The sequence below is a fragment of the Arthrobacter sp. Hb9-2 genome (assembly GCF_059091165.1).
The window spans coordinates 1-20956 of record NZ_JBNHGJ010000004.1; the positions used below are offsets into that span (position 1 = coordinate 1).

Annotated in this window: 20 protein-coding genes and 1 pseudogene; 9 read left to right on the plus strand and 12 right to left on the minus strand. The window is 64.9% G+C overall.

The genetic code is table 11. The annotated features are described in order from the left end of the window. The 5 genes and pseudogenes from AC5RV1_RS03930 to AC5RV1_RS03950 all read right to left on the minus strand — a co-directional run. Positions 1-595: pseudogene (locus AC5RV1_RS03930) on the minus strand (HNH endonuclease signature motif containing protein); the annotation flags it as partial. A 111-nt stretch (positions 596-706) separates the two neighbouring features. Further along, the gene (locus AC5RV1_RS03935; RefSeq protein ID WP_493993617.1) at positions 707-1987 is read right to left on the minus strand and encodes an N-acetylglucosamine-6-phosphate deacetylase; all 1281 of its coding nucleotides are present in this window, start codon (positions 1985-1987) and stop codon (positions 707-709) included. A gap of 6 nt (positions 1988-1993) precedes the next feature. Beyond that, complete coding sequence (locus AC5RV1_RS03940) at positions 1994-2746, minus strand: copper homeostasis protein CutC (RefSeq protein WP_493993618.1); 753 nt, start codon at positions 2744-2746, stop codon at positions 1994-1996. Next, positions 2743-3522 (minus strand): glucosamine-6-phosphate deaminase, encoded by a 780-nt coding sequence (nagB, locus tag AC5RV1_RS03945; protein ID WP_493993619.1) that lies wholly within the window; start codon positions 3520-3522, stop codon positions 2743-2745. The genes AC5RV1_RS03940 and nagB overlap by 4 nt, the downstream gene beginning before the upstream one ends. 53 nt (positions 3523-3575) lie before the next feature. Then, complete coding sequence (locus tag AC5RV1_RS03950) at positions 3576-4826, minus strand: PTS transporter subunit EIIC (protein WP_493947931.1); 1251 nt, start codon at positions 4824-4826, stop codon at positions 3576-3578. A 228-nt stretch (positions 4827-5054) separates the two neighbouring features. On the opposite strand from AC5RV1_RS03950, the gene AC5RV1_RS03955 reads away from it, so the two are divergent. Next, positions 5055-5285 carry a PTS sugar transporter subunit IIB gene (locus AC5RV1_RS03955; protein WP_104043504.1) on the plus strand — a complete coding sequence of 77 codons (231 nt, stop codon included), beginning with the start codon at positions 5055-5057 and terminating at the stop codon, positions 5283-5285. Next, the gene (locus AC5RV1_RS03960; protein ID WP_493993620.1) at positions 5285-5743 is read left to right on the plus strand and encodes a PTS sugar transporter subunit IIA; all 459 of its coding nucleotides are present in this window, start codon (positions 5285-5287) and stop codon (positions 5741-5743) included. The genes AC5RV1_RS03955 and AC5RV1_RS03960 overlap by 1 nt, the downstream gene beginning before the upstream one ends. Positions 5744-5763: 20 nt before the next feature. On the opposite strand, the gene AC5RV1_RS03965 is transcribed toward AC5RV1_RS03960, so the two are convergent. Beyond that, entirely contained in the window at positions 5764-6522 is a 759-nt protein-coding gene (locus AC5RV1_RS03965) for a GntR family transcriptional regulator (RefSeq protein ID WP_493993621.1), read from the minus strand. Positions 6523-6712: 190 nt separating this feature from the next. Here AC5RV1_RS03965 and AC5RV1_RS03970 point away from each other — a divergent pair, with 190 nt between their 5' ends. From AC5RV1_RS03970 to AC5RV1_RS03985, 4 genes are all read left to right on the plus strand, one after another. Further along, positions 6713-7564 carry a hypothetical protein gene (locus AC5RV1_RS03970; protein WP_493993622.1) on the plus strand — a complete coding sequence of 284 codons (852 nt, stop codon included), beginning with the start codon at positions 6713-6715 and terminating at the stop codon, positions 7562-7564. A 145-nt stretch (positions 7565-7709) separates the two neighbouring features. After that, the gene (locus AC5RV1_RS03975) at positions 7710-7925 is read left to right on the plus strand and encodes a hypothetical protein (protein ID WP_493947927.1); all 216 of its coding nucleotides are present in this window, start codon (positions 7710-7712) and stop codon (positions 7923-7925) included. 37 nt (positions 7926-7962) lie between these two features. Then, the gene (locus AC5RV1_RS03980; protein ID WP_493993623.1) at positions 7963-8223 is read left to right on the plus strand and encodes a hypothetical protein; all 261 of its coding nucleotides are present in this window, start codon (positions 7963-7965) and stop codon (positions 8221-8223) included. A 1-nt stretch (position 8224) separates the two neighbouring features. Next, positions 8225-9187 (plus strand): threonine/serine dehydratase, encoded by a 963-nt coding sequence (locus AC5RV1_RS03985; RefSeq protein WP_493947925.1) that lies wholly within the window; start codon positions 8225-8227, stop codon positions 9185-9187. A 3-nt stretch (positions 9188-9190) separates the two neighbouring features. Here the strand turns inward: AC5RV1_RS03985 and AC5RV1_RS03990 are convergent, their stop codons facing one another. Beyond that, complete coding sequence (locus tag AC5RV1_RS03990; RefSeq protein WP_493947924.1) at positions 9191-9529, minus strand: hypothetical protein; 339 nt, start codon at positions 9527-9529, stop codon at positions 9191-9193. A gap of 200 nt (positions 9530-9729) precedes the next feature. Between AC5RV1_RS03990 and AC5RV1_RS03995 the strand changes: the two genes are divergently transcribed. Then, positions 9730-10665 (plus strand): SMP-30/gluconolactonase/LRE family protein, encoded by a 936-nt coding sequence (locus AC5RV1_RS03995; RefSeq protein ID WP_493993624.1) that lies wholly within the window; start codon positions 9730-9732, stop codon positions 10663-10665. Positions 10666-10749: 84 nt separating this feature from the next. Here the strand turns inward: AC5RV1_RS03995 and AC5RV1_RS04000 are convergent, their stop codons facing one another. Further along, a complete protein-coding gene (locus tag AC5RV1_RS04000) occupies positions 10750-11391 on the minus strand; it encodes an NADPH-dependent F420 reductase (RefSeq protein WP_493993625.1) in 642 nt (213 codons plus the stop codon). Between the two features lie 267 nt (positions 11392-11658). On the opposite strand from AC5RV1_RS04000, the gene AC5RV1_RS04005 reads away from it, so the two are divergent. Continuing rightward, positions 11659-13656 carry a rhamnogalacturonan lyase gene (locus tag AC5RV1_RS04005; protein WP_493993626.1) on the plus strand — a complete coding sequence of 666 codons (1998 nt, stop codon included), beginning with the start codon at positions 11659-11661 and terminating at the stop codon, positions 13654-13656. Positions 13657-13788: 132 nt separating this feature from the next. Here AC5RV1_RS04005 and AC5RV1_RS04010 read toward each other — a convergent pair whose 3' ends face one another. The 4 genes from AC5RV1_RS04010 to AC5RV1_RS04025 all read right to left on the minus strand — a co-directional run bounded on the left by AC5RV1_RS04010 (position 13789) and on the right by AC5RV1_RS04025 (position 19528). Further along, complete coding sequence (locus tag AC5RV1_RS04010) at positions 13789-14724, minus strand: SRPBCC family protein (RefSeq protein ID WP_493993627.1); 936 nt, start codon at positions 14722-14724, stop codon at positions 13789-13791. Between the two features lie 149 nt (positions 14725-14873). Then, positions 14874-15575 carry an SRPBCC family protein gene (locus AC5RV1_RS04015; protein WP_493993722.1) on the minus strand — a complete coding sequence of 234 codons (702 nt, stop codon included), beginning with the start codon at positions 15573-15575 and terminating at the stop codon, positions 14874-14876. Positions 15576-15748: 173 nt separating this feature from the next. Next, complete coding sequence (locus AC5RV1_RS04020; RefSeq protein WP_493993628.1) at positions 15749-18394, minus strand: exo-rhamnogalacturonan lyase family protein; 2646 nt, start codon at positions 18392-18394, stop codon at positions 15749-15751. 246 nt (positions 18395-18640) lie between these two features. After that, positions 18641-19528 (minus strand): SAM-dependent methyltransferase, encoded by an 888-nt coding sequence (locus AC5RV1_RS04025; RefSeq protein WP_493947918.1) that lies wholly within the window; start codon positions 19526-19528, stop codon positions 18641-18643. Positions 19529-20083: 555 nt separating this feature from the next. On the opposite strand from AC5RV1_RS04025, the gene AC5RV1_RS04030 reads away from it, so the two are divergent. Then, entirely contained in the window at positions 20084-20833 is a 750-nt protein-coding gene (locus AC5RV1_RS04030; RefSeq protein WP_493993629.1) for a pentapeptide repeat-containing protein, read from the plus strand. The last annotated feature ends 123 nt before the right edge of the window (positions 20834-20956 follow it).

The window sequence follows — 20956 nt, forward strand, 5'->3', positions numbered from 1 at the left end:
GGGCCTTGGCTTTGAACCGGTACGCCGGCATCTCCCCGACCGTGGCGGCTGCTCCCGGTTTCGGCGTGTCCGGGTCCAGGAAGTGCGCCTCCAACGCCGCCGCCCCGGCAGGGTCAAGGCTTGCGGTCTGGTCCACCATGGTCCGGGCGTGCGCCCAGGAAATCGTCCCGGCCTGCAATGCCGCCAGGGTGCGGGGCAGGGATGTGATGAGGGCATGGGAATCGGCGAGCAAGGCACCGGCGGCCCGGTCACCGATCGCCAGCACACACCCGACCTCCGCGACCAGGCTCCGCTCCTGCGCCGTCGCCTCATACGGCGAGGCGGCTGGAGCGTTCAGCGCTTTTGTGGCCCCGGCAAACACCGCCACGGTCTGTGTCTTCGCCGCGGCCAGTTTCGCTTCCGACCGGGCCACCGCGGCCAGGACATCCAAAGCCCTGTCAGCAACCCGCTGCAACGGATCATCAGACTCAGCCGCGGCCCCAGGATCAGCGGCACCGGAAGCAGCAGTGCAGCTGCCACCGAGCACCGCAGCAAACGCAGCGACAGAAGCGTCAACAAGCTTCTCCGCATGCACCACTGCCGCGTCCGTCTCCATATGCAAAGCATTTCAGAGGGGTCTGACAATCCAGCACGCGTGGCGCGGATAGGCACAATGCCGCAATGCCCCTACCAAACGGCACGCCCGCGTAACACCCGGGGCACCGATCTAGATAGGACGCTGCTGCTCCGTCACCCATTCGCCCCGGCGCAGAACCCCTGCCAGCTTCAGTTCAGTGTCCACGACGACCACGTCGGCTGGCATCCCTGCCCGCAGGTCACCCGCCTGCCCCGACAATCCCAGGACCGCCGCGGGTATCGCACTGGCTGACGTGATGGCGTCCCTTAACGCAACGCCGGCTGCCACTGCGGTGCGGACAACGTCGAGGAGCGTGGCCGTGCCGCCGGCGATGGCGCCCGTGCTGTCCACGCGGGCTACGCCTCCCTCAACCGTTGCCGTCAGCGTACCCAGCTTGTAGTGACCGTCCTGCAGGCCGGTGGCAGCCATGGAGTCGGTAACCAGCGCAATGTTGTCTGCTCCCACCAGCTCGAACAGGGTCTTCACCGTCTCGGGAGCCAGGTGGACGCCGTCGGCAATGAGTTCGACGACGGCGTCCCCGGCAGCGGCGGCGCTGAGGCACGCGGAGACGGGGCCGGGAGAGCGATGGTGCAGGCTGGGCATGGCGTTGAAGAGGTGCGTGACGGTTGGGCGCCGGCCCCTGTGGGCTGTTTCAGTGCCTGGCTCCGCGTAAAGCGCAGGCGCCGAAGAAAGCCCTGCGGCAGCCCGCTCCAGGAACGCGGCTGCGGCCGGGTGATCTGCGGCGGTGTGCCCCAGGGACGGAATGACGCCGCGCCCAGAAAGCAGGTCCGCCAGTTCGCCCGCGCCCGGCAGTTCAGGGGCCAGCGTCATGGAAGCCAGGGAAGGGCCTGCCACGTCGAGCAGTTCGGCCATCAGCCCGGCGTCGGGTTCCAGCAGCAGCGAGGGGTCATGCGCTCCGCACTGCCCGGGTGAGAGGAAGGGGCCTTCCAGATGCGACCCCGCGACCAGCCCTTCCTCCGTTACCGTCCGCAGCGCCTTAAGGCTACGGAGCAGGTCCGCGGGCGCTGCAGTCACCAGGCTGGCCAGCAGCGTGGTGGTGCCCCGCCCGTGCAGGTAGCGGGCAGCAGCACGGGCGCCCTCCACAGAACCTTCGGAGAAATCCGACCCGTGGGCGCCATGGCAGTGCAGGTCAACCAAGCCCGGCATCAGGATGTGGCCCGCACCTTTTCCGGCGGCATTCCCGTCGGCGGCACTCCCGTTTTGTGCACCCACGTCCCCTGCAGCCTCCCCACGGAAGCCCGACGCCGGGCCGGCGTAGGTGATGTGCCCGCCGCCGACCGCTATCAGGCCGTCCTCGATGTCCATGGTCCCGGACACGATCCGGCCCCGAAGTATCAGTTCCTCGCCCATAAGTCGTCAGCCTCCTGCTGAAAGCGCCGCTGCCATGCTGGCAGCGAGTAAGGGATCAGCGGCATTGGCCCTGGTCCCGGTGGAATGGTCGTAGTTCCGCGCCGAGGTGTGAACGGCATGTACTCCGCTGCGGACCAGCGCGGACATCAGTTCCAGCCGGACACCCCCTCCAGCCATGATCTGTAACGACGGCGCGTGGTCCCGTCCCAGCTCCACCAGCCGGGCCAGCATCGGCAGTCCCGCCGTGCAGTCGGGGCTTCCGCCGCTGGTCAGCACGCGGCTGACTCCGCCGTCGTGCAGCCGGGCCAGTGCATCGGCAGGGTCCACGCCTGCGGCGAGAGCCGCGTCGAACGCCCGGTGGAACGTCACCTCTGCACCTGGACTGTGACTGCGTGCCACGTCTGAAACCCGACGGAGCGCTGCAACGTCAGGGCCGCCGTCGTCCGCCAACATGCCCACCACGACGCCGGCGGCCCCGGCACCCAGCGCCGCATCGACGTCGCGCTCCAGCACCTCAAGCTCCTCGGCGTTGTAGGTGAAGCTGCCCGGGCGGGGGCGGACCAGTACATGGACCGGAAGGCCCACTGCACACGCCTGCTCCACGGTTCCGATGCTCGGGGTGATCCCGTCAGTTTCGGCGAGGGCCGCGCAAAGTTCCACCCTCGCGGCCCCCACTGATGCTGCCAACCGCACGCCTTCGGCACTCTCTACCGCCAGCTCGAGCTGCGGTGTCCGGAGCATGCCCGGGGCCGCGCTCAAAGTCCCTGCCAGGCAGGTTTCCGCCCGAACGTGTCCTGGTAGTACTCGCGGTGAGCCAGCCTGGACGCCGCAGCCTCGTCCAGCAGGACGGTGACGTGCGGATGGAGCTGGAGCGCGGAGGCAGGGCACACTGCCGCCACCGGACCTTCCACGGCCGCCGCGATCGCCTCTGCCTTGGCCTCGCCCATGGCCAGCAGCAGAAGGTGCCGGGCTTCGCGGATGGTGCCCAGCCCCTGGGTCAGCACATGGTCCGGAACATCCGCCGGATCCTCGAAGAAACGGGCGTTGTCCTGCCGTGTCTGCTGGGTCAGCGTCTTGATCCGGGTCCGCGAGCCCAGCGAGGACATCGGCTCGTTGAAACCCACGTGGCCGTCCGTTCCGATCCCCAAAATCTGGATGTCCACCCCGCCTGCTGCCGCAATCGCGGCCTCGTACCGGCCTGCCTCAGCCTCGAGATCCTCCGCCACACCGTCCAGGCCGTGGACAGCGCCCGCGGCGAAGTCAACGCTGTCCACGAACTCTGCCCGGATCACCGAATGGTAGGACTGGGGATGCGCGCTAGGCAGGCCCACGTACTCATCCAGGAGGAAGGCCTGCGCCCCGGCAAAACTCAATCCGCCGTTTCGGTGCCGCGCAATGAGTTCCTGGTAGGTTCCGAGCGGTGTTGAGCCTGTGGCCAGGCCAAGGACGGACGGGCCGCTGCGGACCTGCTGTTCGATGGCGTCTGCAGCAGTGCGGGCCACATCTGCAGGAGCGGGGAGGATGACGATTTCCATGATGTTCAGTGCTTTCGGTTGCTGTGACTGTTGGGTGGTGGCTGGCCTGCGGCCTACTTGGCCGCGTCAGTCTCCACCGTGACTTCGTCGTCTTCCCGGCCGGGCGTCCGCAGGTTCCAGCGCTTGATGACGATGGAAAAGAGGAAGTAGTAGATCACCGCGTAGCCAAGGCCGATGGGGATTAGCAGCCACCCGTTCTCCGACTTGCCGAAGTTGAGGATGAAGTCGATCAGCCCGGCGGAGAACGTGAACCCGTGGTGGATATCCAGCGCGTTGACCAGGGCCATGGAGGTTCCGGTCAGGGCAGCATGGACGATGTAGAGCGGGAAGGCAACGAACATAAAGGAGTACTCGAGCGGTTCCGTGATGCCGGTGAGGAATGCCGTGAGGGCGGTGGAGAGCATGATGCCACCCACAATCTTCTTCTGCGAAGGCTTGGCGTGGCGCCAAATGGCGAGGGCGGCAGCGGGAAGGCCGAACATCATGATGGGGAAGAACCCGGTCATGAAGATGCCGGCGCTGGGATCGCCGGCGAAGAACCGGTTCAGGTCGCCGCGGACCAGTTGGCCGGAAGCGTCGGTGTAGTCGCCGATCAGGAACCAGACGGCGGAGTTCAGGATGTGGTGCAGCCCTGCAGGGATAAGCATGCGGTTGGCAAAGCCGTAGACTCCACCGCCGGCAACGGCGTTGCCTGCCACTGCCTCACCTACGGCTGAAAGGCCTGCATTGAAGAACGGGTAGACAAAGGCAAGGGCGACGCCGGCCACCAGGCTGGCGACGGAGGTCAGGATTGGCACCAGGCGCCGGCCGCTGAAGAAGCCCAGGAAGTCTGGAAGCTTGGTGCGGTAGAACCGCTGCCAGAGCATCGCGGAAAACAGGCCCACCACAATACCGGCGAGCACGCCGTAGTTGATCATGGCTGGCTTGCCCGCGGGGTCCAGCTGTCCGGCAAGTACCAGCGGGGACATCGCCTTGAAGACGCCGTCAATCACCATGTAGCCCACCACCGCCGCCAAAGCGGTGGATCCGTCAGCCTTCTTGGCCCAGCCGATGGCAATGCCCACCGCGAAGATCAGCGGGAGCCAGGTGAAGACGGCGTTGCCTGCCGCCGAGATGACCGCCGCGCCCCCTTCGAAGCCGGGGATGGCTCCCAGCAGATCGGCCTGGCCGATGCGCAGGAGGATGCCTGCGGCGGGCAGGACGGCAATGGGGAGCATCAGGCAGCGGCCAAGGCGCTGCAGTGTTGCGAAAACCCTGTTTGGCTTCTTCTCCGGAGCCAGGGCGGCGGTATCAGATGTTGACATGGTTGCACCTCTGCGGGGTCGGTGGGGCTTGTGGAGTGATGGGGTGAGCCGGTACTGTCTGGTTATGACCAGTTCAGTGTGATCCATCCCACGAGCGCCTGTCAAGGCAGTGGAGAGGCCGCCGGCTATTCAAAAGCCCCGGCGGTGGACGCCATAATTGGTCCACTTGGGCCGCCGGCCCCGGTGATCATTCAGTGCTCCGAACGGGCACCGTCAGAAAGGGCAGCCATGTCCAAAGCAGAAAAGATCATTGAAGGCCTCGGCGGAGCCGGCAACATCGTCGAAATCGAAGCCTGCATCACCCGCCTTCGCACGGAAGTCAAAGACGGCTCACTCGTCAACGAAGCCACCCTCAAGGCCGCCGGAGCCCACGGCGTCCTGGCTGCCGGGACTGCTGTCCAGGTCATTGTGGGGCCTGAGGCTGACAACCTGGCCGAGGACATCGAGGACCTCCTCTAGTGGCGCAGTCCCTGGTTGTCCACGCGCCCATCAGCGGCAGGGTTCTTCCCCTCGCCGAGGTCCCGGACCCCGTGTTCGCGGGCCAGATGGTGGGGTCAGGCGCTGCCGTCGAACCGCCTTCGGGCGAGATGTTCGGCGTCGTATCCCCGGTGGCGGGAAAGGTGATCAAGCTCCTGCCGCACGCCTTTGTTGTGGTGGAGTCGTCCGGGCGGGGTGTCCTCACCCACGTGGGCATTGACACGGTCAAGCTCAAGGGCGAAGGTTTCAAGCTGCTCATTGCCCAAGGGGACACTATTGATGCCGGCGCTCCCGTAATGCGCGTGGACCCCACCGCCGCCCTTGCGGCGGGGTATTCCATGGTGAGTCCCGTCGTCGTCCTTGACACGAAACCTGACACCGCAACCTTGGTCGCATCCGGCACTGTAGCCGCCGGGGCCAGCCTGTTCTCGCTCGACTAGCGCGAACGCCGGGCTGGTTCCTAGAGCCGGACTTCCATGTTGAGGGAGTAGCGGTCCGAGCGGTACCAGGAACGCGAATGCTCGATGGCCAGCAGCCCCGAATAGGAAACGCGGTCAAACGCCAGTACCGGCGCTCCCGTTCCGGTGCCGAGGAGCGCCCCGACGTCCGCCGGGGCGCCCTCGGACCTGACGCTCTGCCGCGCCCGGTCAATTTGGTGGCCCAACTGCGCTGCAAGTGCCTTGTAGACGGATCCCGTCAGGTCAATGTCCAGCAGCCCCCGGGCGTGTTCGGGGTTGTACCAGGCGTCATCCACGCTGACCGGCCGGCCATCCGCCAGGCGGAGCCGCTTGAGGTGGATGGCCTCGGATCCCGGAGCCAGGCTAAGGGCGTCGGCGGTGTCATCGGGGGCCGCAGCGGCCTCCGCTACCAGCACAACGGTGCTGGGCACGTGCCCCATCGCCTCCATTTCCTGGGTGAATGAGGCCAGGTGCAGGGTGGACTGCACAGGGGAATCGGCAACGAAAGTGCCCTTCGCGGGAACGCGGACCAGGTGCCCCTCGTTGACCAGTCGGCCGATGGCGGCGCGCACTGTGATCCGGCTCACGCCATAGGAGTCCATCAGGGTCCGCTCGCTGGGGAGCCGGGCGCCGGGCTCCAGCTCCTCCTTGGCCAGCCTGAGGATGATCAGGCGCAGCTGTTCATGCTTGGGGACCTGGGAATTGTTGATGGCCGCGCTCGCCGCCGGAGCGCTGCTCCCTGGTGCTGCTGTGGCTGGCACGTCGGCCCCTCCAATCCGTGGAGCGGTCCGGTCAGGACCACTGCTTCGGATTATTCCACAGCCTGCTTTGCAAGGGTGCACTCGGAAGCGTTTGCTGAAAGGTGCCGTGCCGGTATTTCCTGCCTAAGGGAAAACCCTTTAGTGTTACTAACACTAAGCATGCTTCCTATCTCAAAAGGGGTTGTACCTGATGCGAAAAGTACCTGCGCTTGGATTGATGACGGCAGCGATGATTGCCTTGGCGGGCTGCACGGGCGGCGGGGGTTCTGCGAGCCCCACGGCCACCGAAACGGCGAGTGCCTCGGCAACCGCAGAAGCAAAGGTCTACTCCGAGGACGAGCTGCGCGAGCTGATCTCGGGCATGAAGGACGAGGACGGCAACGAACTGAAGCTGTACTCCAAGGAACAGGTGGACCAGGGCGGCAACATCGCCAACCTGCTCCTGAGCACGGCGACTGTGGACCCTGAAGACTGCAAGGACATCGCCACCGCAGGACTGCTGGACACGGTCGAAAGCGGTGAGATCGCCGTCGCGCTGTCAGAGGGTGACCAGCCCCGCACCGTCTCTGCGCAGTCGGGCAGCGAGGGGCCTGACGCCGTCGAGGTCCTGGATGAAATCAGCAGCAAGATGGACCAGTGCGCCACGTTCTCCGTAACAGCGCTGGGTCAGACGTACGAGGTCACCAGCGAGGAGCTCCAGGCTGACACGGATGCCGAAAAGAGCTTCGGCACGCTCAGCACCCGCAGCGGGGAGAACCAGCAGAAGCTGATGCAGGTATCCGCCGCCGAGGGCAGGCTGCTTGTCGTCGCCACCAAGAGCGGTGCAAACCTCGGCGATCCGGACCAGAAGGAACTCGAGGACCTTATCAACGAGGTGCTGAAGAAGGCCGACGGCGGCAGCGCAACTTCCAGCCCGACATCCACCAGCACCTCCGGTTCCGCCAGCACGTCGTCACCGAGCGGTTCTGCGTCGCCTGAGGCAACAGAAACCGAGACTGAAGAGGCGGAGACGTCCTCCGCTTCGCCGACGGCCACGCCCTAGGCTGGTGCGTCTGGCAAATAGCAGGGCGGGCAGGGACATGGATAGTCCTGCCCGCCTGCTTTGTTGGGGATCTGGCCGGCAGAAAGCGGGGCGGGCTGAGGGGGCAGCACCGTACACTGAACCAACCAATACCTAGCATGAAGACATGGCGGACTCAATGAGCGATAAGCTGCACCTCACTCCGGAAGACCAGTTCCCGGAGGATCTGGAAACAGTCCCGGACCACGAATTGCAGGTACTGGACAGCCAAGTCCAACGCCAGCTGGATCACGAAGTGGTGGTTGACGGCGAGCCGAACCCCGAAACCGAGTTCCGCCACTACGAACTGGACGAAGAATTCAACGACCGCGACAAACGCTGACGCGCCGGCCCACGGGCGTTGGGTGAAAGGCAGGATCATGACCACTTCGAATGAGGAACCCCGCAACACTGCCGACCTTCGTGGTCCGGGTGACCCCGACGAGGCCGGGCAGGTGACGCAGGCTCCGCAGGGCGGCATGCACCCGGAGCTGCCCGGTGCCAGCAATATCCGCGAAGAGCAGCAGGGGCACGCGGCCGGTACTGTTCCGGCGTCGTACTCCGGAAGCGGCGAGCCGCCGCAGGAGCACAAGCCCGAGGATGCCCTGGCCGAGCCGGGCACCTGGGACGACGAACTCTGAGGTGATTACCCGCGCCGATGTGGATGAAGCGGCACAGCGGACAGCAGGACTCACCCGGCTGACGCCTGTCCTGCAGGCTGACCCGGGTGCGCTCCCGGCCGATGTGTGGTTCAAGTGCGAATTTCTGCAGCACACCGGCACCTTCAAGGCCCGCGGCGCGCTGAACCGCCTCCTTGCCAGCAAAGAGCGCGGTGAGCTGAAGCCTGACGTTGGTGTGGTGGTGGCTTCAGGAGGCAACGCCGGACTGGCCAACGCGTACGCGGCAGCCCAACTGGGAGTGCCGGCAGCCGTGTTTGTTCCGGCTGCCGCTCCGGCTGTGAAGGTGCGGAAGCTCGAAGCGATAGGTGCCACGGTAATCCAGGGCGGAGCCGAATACGCCGTTGCCTACCAAGCGGCTGTGGCGCATGCCCAGGAAACGGGTGCTGTTTACTGCCACGCCTATGACCAGCCCGAAATCGCGGCCGGCGCCGGAACTGTGGGGACGGAGCTGCTGGAGCAGATAGCCGGGATGGACACCGTGCTGGTGGCCGTGGGCGGCGGCGGGCTGATGGCAGGGATCGCTGCTGCTGTCGAAGGCCATGCGAAGGTGGTGGGCGTTGAGCCGGAGAACGCGCCGACGCTCCACGCGGCACTTGCCGCCGGGGAACCTGTTGACGTGGCGGTATCCGGCGTCGCCGCTGATTCCCTGGGGGCCCGACGCATCGGGGACATTGGCTTCTCCGTCGCGGTCCGCGCCGGCGTCGTCAGCGTCCTGGTATCCGACGCCGACATTGTCGCCGCACGTTCCCTGCTGTGGAACGACTACCGCATCATGGTGGAACACGGAGCTGCCGCCGCCTACGCTGCCCTGACCGCGGGTGCTTACGAGCCGAAGCCGGGGGAGCGCGTTGCGGTGGTTTTGTGCGGGGCCAATACGGACCCGGCCACCTTCCAGGAAGGGCAGCCGGGCCCGGTCGAAGAGTAGGGCTTAGCTGCAGAACTGGCTGTAGGTGCTGCCAGCCTGCTCGTAGCCGGCCTGGAGCTCGGAAAGCCTGGCCTCGTCCGGTGTTTCCTTTGCCTGTTCGTCCGTGTATTCAAGGATCGACTGAAGGGCGGGCTTGAGGTCATCCGATGCGACGGCATGGATGGGGCGGATCTGGTTGGCCAGGCGGTTCATACCCGTCTTGCCGGCGTTGTTCGCGGGGTTGGATACAACGCTCTGGATCCGCTCGCAGGTTTCCGCGGTGGAGAGCTGGTTCGAAGCGGTGCAGGCTGTGGCGGAAAGAACGAGTCCGGCAGCGAACAGGGCTGTGGTGAGTTTCTTCATGGGTCCCTCAGTAGTTGATTGAGGTTTTGATTGTAAGCAGAATCCGGGACACGGTGCTGGTCTACCCTGCCTGCGGCCGGGACTATGAAGGGGGCATCGGGCTCTGGCGGCCCTTCCGGCAGGTGCTTAAACTGGCATCACCATCGTGCGGAGCTGCCGCAGATTGGGCCCCGCGCATCAGCCCAATTCAAGGAAGCATCATGCGCCGAACAGTACAGCGCCGTACCGCCGTGGGATTCATTGCTCTTTTGGTACTGCTGTTACCGACGGCATCGCCGGCAGCGGCCTCAGCGCTTTCCCGCGACGATGTCATAGTCCTGGACGGCGCCACGTCAGCAGAGGGCATTGCCGCAGGGGAAGAAACAACTTTTTACGCCGGGGAACTGCTGACCGGCGATATCTTCCGTGGCGACATTGGTGACGGAAAGGCCAAGCGTTTCATTGACGCGCCGGAGGGCAGGATGGCCGTCGGAATGAAGGCGGACGTCCGGAATGACCTGCTGTTTGTGGCCGGTGGATCCAAGGGGAAGGCATATGTCTATAACACCGAAACCGGCGACACCGTCCAAGAATATGATCTTGCCCCCGGCTTCATCAATGACGTAACCCTCACCCCGGACGGCGCCTGGTTCACCAATTCGGCCGCGCCCGAGCTCTACTTCATCCCGGTTAGCCGCTGGGGCAAGCTCGGCAAAGCGGAAGATGTGGAGACATTGAAGGTAGGCGGTGAGGCAGGCGAGCCATTGCAGCCTAACCAGTTCGGATTCAACGGCATTGCAGCAGCCGAAGACGACGACGTGCTCATTGTCGCCCACACGCAGAACCAGGCCCTCTATGCCGTTGACCGGGACACAGGCGAGAGCAGCAGGATTAAAGGACCGGACCTGAAGTTCGTGGACGGGATCCTGGCGAAGGGCGATACCGTATGGGCGGTTCAGAACAGGGCCAACCAGATCAGCCGGCTGGAGCTCTGCGACGACTTGTCGTCATTCACGGTTGAGGACATCACCACGAGCAAGCATTTTGATGTCCCGACGACGGTTGCCAGGTTTGGCGATACCCTCGCCGCTGTCAACGCGCAGTTCATGCGCCCTGCCAGCCCGCATGAAGTGGTGCTGGTTCCTGCGTGGGACTAGCGGGCCAAAATTGGCTGGCGCTAACGTCGCCCTTGGAGCCATCTACTGCCAGCCAGTTTTGTATGTCCGGGCGGACAGGGGCCCCTAGATGGTCCGCGGCGCCTTGGCGAGGTTGTCCTTCAGTTCCTGGGCGGTCTGCCGCACCCCATACGCCGGCCGGTCGCGCTCCACTCGCCAGCTCTCCTCCAGCAGCCCGATGTTTACAGCATCAAAGCCGAATTCGTCATAGAGACGGGTGACCAGTTCGGCCGCTTCCGGGTAGTCGCTGGCCGTGGCCAGTGCCCGCCGGTTCTCCGTGCCCATCGGTGCCCCGTCCGTGGTGATTTGGGCGGCCCCAATGTGGTTGAAGCCCTTGGCCACCTTCGATTCCGGCAGGTGCTCCTGCAGCAGCCCGGAAGTGGTGGCCTCCCCGTTGTCCAGGGCCGGGACGTGACCGTCGCGTTCCCAGTAGTAGTTGTTGGTGTCGATAACGATCTTGCCGGCCAGCGGCTCCGCAGGAATGTCCCTGTAGTTCTTGAGGGGAACTGTGACCACGGCGAAATCGCCGGCCGCTGCTGCTTCTGCCGCTGTGGCTGCCCGTGCCCTGGGGCCGAGCTCCGCGACCAGCCCGGACAGGGTTTCCGGGCCTCGGGAGTTGCTGATGACTACGTCGTAGCCCAGCTCCACCGCCTTCCGCGCGATCTGGCTTCCAATGTGTCCTGCACCAATGATTCCGATGGTTGTCATACCCGGCCCAACTCCGCTTTGCCGGCAGATATTTCCGCACCCACGGTACGCATAACGAAACGTGATAGAACAAATTCGCCCACAAAAGCAACGCCAAAATCCTTGACCCGCCCCCGCCGGCGCTGATAGACCAGTAGGGCAGAAAGCGTTTTCCACTCTTCGCCAGCCACCCCCCTTCTCCCCGGAGCCGGGCGGTCAGCCTTAGTGAAACGTTCCAAACTGTCGTGCGGCAGACTCAGCTGCCGCCGCATCAAAGGAGATGTTCCCTTGCTCTATCCCTCACAATGTTCCCGTCCGTCCCGGGCCGGCCGCGCCTGGAAGGCTGCTCCGCTGGTGGCGGCTGCCTCACTCACCGTCGCCGTACTGGCGTTCACCGGCGTGCCCCTGGCCCAAGCCAACCCCAGCACGGCCCCCGGGCAGTCCGGCAAGGCAGGGCTCCAGCGCCAGGTGGAGAACCTGGACCGGGCACCTGTGGCTGTACTGACGGACCAGGGCGTCACCCTGGGCTGGCGCATGCTGGGCCTGGACAAGGACAGCGTGGGCTTCCACGTGATCCGCGACGGCGTCCAGCTCACCGAAGAGCCCATCCGAAACACCACCACCTACGTTGACCCTGCCGGAACCGCAGACTCCAAGTACGTCATCAAGACCGTGGGCAACGGCAATGGGCAGGACAAGCTCAGCGCCGAGGTCACCCCACTGGCCCAGAACTACCTCGCCATCAAGCTGGACAAGCCGGCCGACGGCGTCGGAAAGGACGGGAAGCCGTACACGTACTCGGCCAACGATGCCAGCGTTGCAGACCTGGACGGCGACGGCAGCTACGAGATCGTCCAGCTCTGGAACCCCTCCAACGCGCAGGATAACTCGAAGTCCGGCTACACCGGCAACGTGTATGTTGACGCCTACAAGATGGACGGCACCAGGCTGTGGCGCATCGACCTGGGCCAGAACATCCGTGCCGGTGCGCACTACACACAGGTGCTTGCCTACGATTTCGACGGCGACGGCAAGGCTGAAGTGTCCATGAAGACGGCGGACGGAACCAAGGACGGGGCCGGAACCGTGATCGGCGACCCCGCCGCGGACTACCGCAACAGCGGCGGGTACGTGCTGTCCGGGCCGGAATTCCTTACGGTCTTCAACGGCGCCACCGGCACCATCATGGACACCGTGCCCTACGACCCGCCGCGGGGCAACGTCAGCTCCTGGGGTGACAACTACGGCAACCGCGTGGACCGCTTCCTGGCGGGCGTCGCGTACCTCGACGGCGAGCGGCCGTCCATGATGTTCAGCCGCGGCTACTACACCCGCGCCGTGCTGGTCACCTATGACCTGGTGGACGGCAAGCTGGTGAAGCGCTGGACGTTCGACTCGGACGTTTCCGGGGCAGAGTACAAGGGCCAGGGCAACCACAACCTGTCTGTGGCCGACGTTGACCAGGACGGCAAGGACGAGTTCGTCTTCGGTTCAATGACCATCGACGACGACGGCAAGCCGCTGTACAACACCAAACTGGGCCACGGCGACGCCATCCACACCAGCGACTGGGATCCGTCCCGCCCCGGGCTGGAGACCTTCGCCGTACACGAGAGCATGAGCCAGAGCGGCAACCGCGGCGCCACCTTCCGCGACTCTGCCACCGGCGAGGTGCTGTGGAGCATTCCCGCTACCCGGGACACGGGGCGCGGCGCCGTCGGGGATATCGATCCCCGCCACGCCGGCGCTGAAGGCTGGGCTGTTGGCGGCGACGCTGCCTGGAACTCACCTGTCGGCTTCCTGATGTCTTCGAAGGGCGAAAAGATTGCCAACAAGATCCCGGCCGCCAACTTCATGGCCTGGTGGGACGGCGACCTCCTCCGCGAAATCGTTGACCACGACTTCGACGCCGCTGCCGGTGTGGGTGTCCCCACCGTTTCCAAGTGGAACTGGGAAACCGAGACCAGCGACCGCCTGCTGACGGCTACCGGCGCCAGGACCAACAACCACACCAAGGGCAACCCCTCGCTCCAGGCGGACCTCCTGGGCGACTGGCGCGAGGAACTGGCCTTCCCGTCGTCGGACAGCACCGAGTTGCGGATCTACACCAGCACCTCGCCCACCGAGGTCCGGCTCCGCACCCTCATGCATGACCCGATGTACCGGACGGGCGTGGCACGCGAAAGCGTCGCGTACAACCAGCCGCCGCACCCGAGCTTCTTCATCGGTGAGGGTATGGAAACCCCGGCCATGCCGTCCGTGAAGTACGCCGGCACGGACCAGTAGCACCAGAACAGCGAAGCGCCGCCCGCCTCCAATAGGAGGTGGGCGGCGCTTTCGTTATGTCCGGAATGTCCGACACCGGAGCCCTGCCTCAGCGGCAAGCCTCAGCCTGTTTCCGGCGTCGGTATGTCCCGCCTAGCGCTGGCCGATTCCGGCGACGGGCGGCAGGCCGCCGTCGGGCCCGCGGTCGTCGTCGCGGCGTTCCGCGCCGCTCAGGTTCTCGCCTTCGGCGGTCCCGTCGGACTCGCCGGTGGTGTCCACCAAGCCGTTCGTCTGATCGAAGGCGTGACCGATCCTGTCATCGCCCAGGTCGGCGACGGAACCCGTGGAGCCGGCTGCCGCCATCGTGCCCGTTGTTGTGCCGGTGCTCTTGGTGTCTGTCGTTGTGTCCGTTGAGATGGGCGTAACGGTGACTGGCTCCCCAGGAACCACAGGAGTTACCGTTTCATCGGCAGCTGCAGTGGTGTCCTTGTTGCCGCCGGCGGCCATGGCTGCTGCTACACCCGCTGCCGCGGCAACACCCAGGCCTGCGGCTACCTTGCCGGAGATGCCCGCCTTGCCTGAGTCGCCACGCGATCCTGCTGCGTCCTCGACGCCGGGCGTGCCTGCGGGTGCCCCGGAGCTGACGCTGCCGCGCCACGCTCCGCTGGCGTAGCCCTCATCCTCGATAAATTCCTTGAACCGCTGCAGGTCTGCCTCTGCCTGGCGCTCCACGACGTTGAGCTTGTCGCCCACCTTCTCAATGATGCCTTCGGGCTCGTACTCAAGCGTCAGCTGCAGGGAGGTCTGGCCGCCGCCGATGTCCTCGAACTCGATTGCGCCGGCGTTTGTGGCGCCTTCCGTAGCGGCCCAGGCCACTTTGCGGTCGGGGATCTGCTCCAGGATCTTGGCTTCCCACTGCCGGCGGATGCCACCGATCTCGGCCACCCACTCCAGCCGGTCGTCACTGAGCTGCGTCACGCTCTTGACGCCGCCCATGAAGTGCGGGAACTCCTCGAACTGGGTCCACTGGTTGTAAGCGGTGCTTACCGGTACGTTCACCAGAATGCGTTTTTCCACCTTCGTGCTCATAACGTCTCCTTCGCTTGTTACCGGAAGCTGATGAGTCGGTAAAATCATCAGCATGCTTACCAACATACCTTTTCGGGTGGCTGGTTTCCAGAGCAAGTAATAACGGCTGCGGCAGGGGGCGCGGAGAGTCCGTGTCGTAGAAGGGCTGGTCAGGGCTGCCCGAAAAGGTTGCCGTAGGGCGGGATTCCCTCCCCGTTATGGCGATTTCGCCGGGCAGTGGAGCTGTAGTTCTCGCCTTCAGCTGTTTCGTCCGACTCGCCCTCGAAGTCCACCAGGCCGCCGGTTTGGTCGAACGGGTGCTCAAACCGGTTGTAGGGCCGCGGCTCTCCGGTAGTCCCTGCGGTTGTCTCTGCAGTCCCAGCTGTCGCCGTGGGTGTTGCCGCTGCCCTGGTGGCTGTCCCCGGAATGGTCTCGCGCCAGGCCCCGGTGGCGTGGCCCTCGTGTTCGATGAATTCCTTGAACTTTTTCAGGTCGTGCTCTGCCTGGCGGCCCACGACGTGGAGCAGGTTGCCCACCTTCTCCACCACGCCTGCAGGCTGGTACTCGAGCGTCAGTGCCAGTTCGGTCCTGTTGTGTCCGATGTCCCGAAATTCGATCGCGCCGGAGTTCGTGGCACCCTCGGTGGACGCCCAGGCCACTTTGCGGTCCGGTACCTGCTCGACGATTTTGGCTTCCCACGTCCGGTGGACGCCGGCGATGTGGGCAACCCACCTCAGGCGGTCATCACTCAGCTGGGTCACGCTGTCCACGCCGCCCATGAAGTGCGGAAAATCCTCGAACTGCGTCCACTGGTTATAGGCCGTGCTGACCGGCACATCCACCACGATCCGTTTCTCCACTTTCGTGCTCATCATGTCTCCTTTGACTGAACCGAATCCGATGAGAGAACTGAGGTCATCAGTAGTTTTACGATAGCCCCGCCGGAAGCCCCCAACCACCCATGGGAGGGGACGGACGACGGCGGCACCTGGCGTTTGGAATTCAGCCCGCCGGGGTGCCGCCGTCGTACGTCGGAGCCTGACGGCTAGCGCAGCTGGTTGCCGATCAGCGCCAGGTTCTGGATGACTGCCAAGCCGAACTGGGAGGCGTCGTTGGTGGAGACGGTGGGTGCCTCGTCCACGGGCAGCAGCACCTGCGGCGGCTCGATCGTCCGCAGCGTGAAGGCCGATTCGTGGTTCAGGTGCTCCCCGCCTTCCGCGAAGCTCGTCCAGGCCCGGGCGGCCAGCTCCGGGTCGTTCAGCCGGGCCGCGGCGTAAGCCGTGAGGCGGCTGTGCGCCTGGGTGAGGTAAATCCCGGTCAGCGGCTGGCCCACGGCCTCCACCTGCTCCTCTTTCGTGGCCAGGAAGAGCCGGCAATACTGCAGCCAGGCCCGCTCGAACTCCGGATCACGGACCAGGTCCACCAGTTCGCTGCAGATTTCCACCAGCCCGAAGACTGCGCTGAGGTGTGAGACCTGGATGAGTTCCCGGCCGGTATCGAACCGTCCCCTGTCCAGGTCGTACAGGGCCTCACCGGTGAGGAAGCCGTACTTGAGTGCACCGATGTCCGCCATGGTGCCCAGCAGCCGGTCGCGGGAGCGGGGGTTCCCGGTGCGCTCCCAGTCGGTGAGCCACGTGGCCGCCAGGGAACCCCAATCCGTGCCCAGCCCCACGCCGAGTGCGTTCCGGTTGGGACGGTAGGTGTCGGCGTCGGGCCGGACCTTTCGGACCGGGTCCAAACCCAGGAAGTTCTGGTCGCTGTCCACCAGTTCGGACAGCAGGTCCCCGGTCCGTTCGTCCGCCGTCAGGTAGTAGTAGAACCGGCGGTAGGCGGGGGTGCTGATGCGCAGCTGCTTGGCGCTGCAGCCCCAGTGCTGGACATTGTGGCGGGAGCCAAGGCCCTTCCAGGGGCCGAGGTGGTAGACGTCCACCTCGCCGGTGTGCCGGGTCATGGCTTCGGCGAAGCGGAAGACGTCTGCCCGGCCGGAGCGCAGGTACGAGTACCAGAGCCACAGGTCCGGGGAGAGCTCGGAGTTGTCCCAGGCGTAGCCGCCCACGTCGTACCGCCACACGTGCCGGTCATGATCGTAGGTGTGCATGACGTCGCCGTAGTTCCAGAAGCCGTACCAGCGGCGCTGCTCCACCTGCCCGGCATAGAAATCGAAGTGGAAGTCCAGGTGGTCCTCAAGTTCGGCCCGGGCGGGGGTGCTGCGGTCCACGGGGTCCCAATCGCCGAAGACGCCCACACGGTGCAGGTATTCGGGTGTGGCTTGCAGCAGGGCCGGGATTGAGGCGGCTTGAGCGTCGGCAGCGACGCTTTCCGTTGCGGGCGTGCCCTCGTAGGCGAAGAGAGTTAACTCATGTGTGCGGGCAATCCCGGTGGCTTTGCCGAAGCCCGGCTCGTAGTCCTCATACGTGATCTCGAGCCCCTCGAGCTGTTCTTCGAAGGTGTCCTGGCCCAGGCCATCGTGGTAGAAGCGGAGGTCCATGGGCTGCGCCTCGGGGGAGTACAGCCAGGCGGTCATTGACGGCTCGCCGGTGGCCGCACCACGAATGTCCAGCTGGCCGGGGTGGGACTGCCAGAAGTCCTTAATGCCCACGCCGAAACCGCCGCGGGTATCGCTCAGCGAGCAGAATCCGGCCGACCTGGTTCCGCCGGAGATCCCCACCCAGGCGTGGCCTGCGGCGGTGCGCTTCCGGAGTTCGAAGCCGTCCGCGCTGAGCTGCGTGAGCGTGTAGTCATTCCACGCGGGAATCAGGTGGAGCCGCTCCGAAACCTCCGGGTTCCATCCGGTCAGCAGCGGCGTGGGCCGGCCTTCCACCTGCGCCCGGCGGACCTCCTCGCCCGGGTCCCGGCGCAGGCCGGTGAGCCCACGCACGCCTTCAACCAGGAATCCGCCGTCGGCCCCGGCGATCCGGATGTGCCGGTCATGAAGCTCGGCCTCCAGCGGCAATGAAAACCGAACGCCCAGCCCGGCCAGGAAGTCCTGCTCGGCGTCGCCATCCCAGATGAATGAATGCACCATCCGCACACTGCGGGCGTTGGCGTAGAAATAGAATCGCACCACAAACGGCAGCCAGCTGCGGCGGCCGCTGGCCGGCGCGTCGGGGCGGTGTTGTCCTTCCAGCCGAACGACGGCACGAACGGGACCAGCTTGTTCAATCACGACGGCGGTGACCTCGCCGGTGAAGGCCTCCCGGCTGGCGGTGCCCGCACCCTCCGGAATGCTGTCCTGCAGAAGGCTGACCAGGCGGGCATCCCGGGCCACTTCGGTTCCGCCGCGTGTAAGGCTGCTGAAAAGGTGGGAACCGCTGCAGTCGATCACCATCTGCAGTGTGCCCGTGTCCACCGTGAACGCTTCGGCCGTTTCGGTGACGGTGACGCTGGGGAGGCTCGACGGCGGGAGGCCAACTTTGGCGGCTGAGGCGCCGCCGTCGGCCGTTACCTCATATGCCTCGGAGGGAGCGCCGGTGGCAGGGATCGCCAACCCGGCCCATTTGAGCGAACCGTCGGGCCAGGTGGCAAGGGGCCAGGCTTGGCTTGGGGTGGGATTGCCATCCCGATCACGGACGCTGAGTTCCGCAGCGTCCGCTACTTTTCCGCGTGGAAACGGCATACCCCAGGTGGTGCCGCTGCTGATTTCTGCCGGGGCGTCGCCATCGATCCACCTGACCAGCGTATTTTCAATCATCGTGTCCAATTCCGTTGTGTTTGTTTCCGCTATTCCGGTTCATGCCCGGACCGCCAGCACGCGGCCCGCCAAGGAGCGAGAAACCGCTTTCTGATTCGTTTCAAAATAGTCGCAGGCGAAAGCGAACCGCAAGGGGTGGCCACCATCTGGAGGGCGTTTCTTAGCCACTCGCCCCGCGCACGCTGGCGGTTGCGTAGCGTGAGGGCCCTGGGGTTCTCCAGAGTTTGGCCGTAGCGGTGCTGGCGATCAGGCCGACTCCTGCTGCGTTGTTTTGCCGGGTACGCGTGGCGCCCCGTTCTCCCTCGTCTTCGACAGCGTGAATATCCCATAGCGCATTGCACCGGTCCGGTAGGCCAGGATCAGGCGGGGGATGCTCAGGATGAAGATGCGGTTGCGTGCGCCGAGGGCGAAGCGAAGGGTCTCGCGGTCCACGAGCAAGGTCTTCACAAGGCGACGGGCGCACACCGTCCATGTGCGCGCTACGCGGCGGCTGACATCTTCATAGTCCTCGACCGTAAAGCCCGCGGCGATTGCCATTGCCTCGTACTCCTCGCGGGTGCCCATCGAGGGTAGGCGCCCTTCGCGGCAAATCGGCTCGAGCAGGTGGCGGACCTTCCACCCGCTCGCATCAGTCCCAGCGAGCCACGCGCAAACGACGAAGCGGCCGCCGGGCGACAGCACGCGATGTGCCTCGGCGAAGAACCTGGGCTTGTCGACCATGTGCTCGCTCGACTCGATTGCCCATGCGGCATTGGCCGAGGCGTCGGGCAGCCCGTTGACGAGCCAGTCGCGGAGATGGATGTCCACGTCGGGCATGGGACGGGCGGCGGCATAGTCGGCCTGCTCAGCGGAAAGCGTGAAGCCGGTAACGCGGACGCTGTGTGTCACCGCGAGCTGCCTTGCAGTGGAGCCATAGCCGCAGCCGACGTCGACGCACGCCTCGCCGGGCATAAGGCGGAGCCGATCGCCGACGGTGTCGACTAGTGCCTCGACGGCCTCGGCGGGCGTCTCGCGACCCGTCGCCCATAGCCCGTGATGGACATGCTCACCCCACACCTGACGATAAATCGGGTCGAGCTCGTCGTAGTGGTCCGCGACCGCCACGGCGTCCTGGGAAGTATTGGGGACGATCACGCCATCACGTTATAACGCCGATCCATGCCAGCGTAAGGTCTCGCCTCACGAATCCAGGGCTTCTAAGGTCGTTGCGGCGCAACGCAGGCTCCGCTGCGCTCCTTCGAGTGCCGGCGTCACCTGTCTCGTAACTAACGATGAGTACTCGATTTTGGCCTAAAGGTTGCAAGACATAGTTATGAGGGCTAGCAACAGCGCCGAGGCAAGAATTTTCATGCTGGCTGCGCGCTCGACGACCGGCTAACGGGCGGGGAGGACGTGATGCTACGTTTGACCGCAGTGACATTCTTATTTTCTCTGTGACCCAGAGTCGATGCAGCGGTTCCCGTTCGCTTCCCTCGGAAGCGGTGATTTCCTGTGCCCTCGAAGGGGACTCCCTCGCGAGTCCCCATGGCACCCGGTCCTTAACCGAACTCATCCAGAGAAGATCACATGCCCTTCACATCGAGCGACTCCACTGCGCCCTCCTCGCCCGCTCTTAACCGGGAATCATTGCGCCCTGATTGCGGCAACTGCTTCGCGCTCTGCTGCACAGCCCTAGGCTTTTCCCGCACCATGGACTTCGCCATCGACAAACCAGCAGGAACTCCCTGCCGGAACCTCGACTCAGATTTCTCCTGCACCATCCACGACAGCCTCCGACCACGAGGCTTCCGAGGATGCACCGTCTTCGACTGCTTCGGGGCCGGCCAAAACGTCTCCCAAAACCTCTTTCAAGGCGTCAGCTGGAAAGCGGACCCAGGAACAGCGAAAGACATGTTCCCGGCGTTCAAGGTCGTTCGGCAACTCCACGAAATGCTCTGGTACCTGACAGAAGCCACGAACCGGACCTTCGACCCGGACACTTCGCACCACGTCAACGAGCTCAGAATGACCATCGAAGATGTAGTGGGCGATACGCAGCAGGTCCTCTCCCTGAACCTTGGCGACATCCACGGCCGGGTTCGCTCCGTGCTGATGGAAGTCAGCGAAGAAGTGCGATCCTCATATCTCGCCACTGGTGACGATCATCTAGATGCGGCGTTTGTCCCGGGAGCGGACCTCATGGGTAAGAAAATGAAGTCCAGGTCACTGCGTGGGGCGGACCTTCGAGGCGCCTATCTCATTGCTGCGGACCTGCGAGGCTGCGACCTTTCAGGCGCTGACCTCCTCGGCGCTGACCTCAGAGACGCCCGTCTCGAAGGAGCCGATCTTTCCAAAACCCTCTATCTGGCACAGGTCCAACTCAACGCCGCTCAAGGCGATGCACACACACTCCTGCCCTCCGAGCTCGACAGTCCTGCTCATTGGCCCATCAACAGCTAAGGACAACGCACCGGTAATCACCGGCAGGCATCCACATTCGGCAGTTGCCTGCCGGTCAGTACCTGGAACCATCGACGAGTAAGTATTCGGTACCCCATTCCCTGGCTGCACCAATGCCGAACG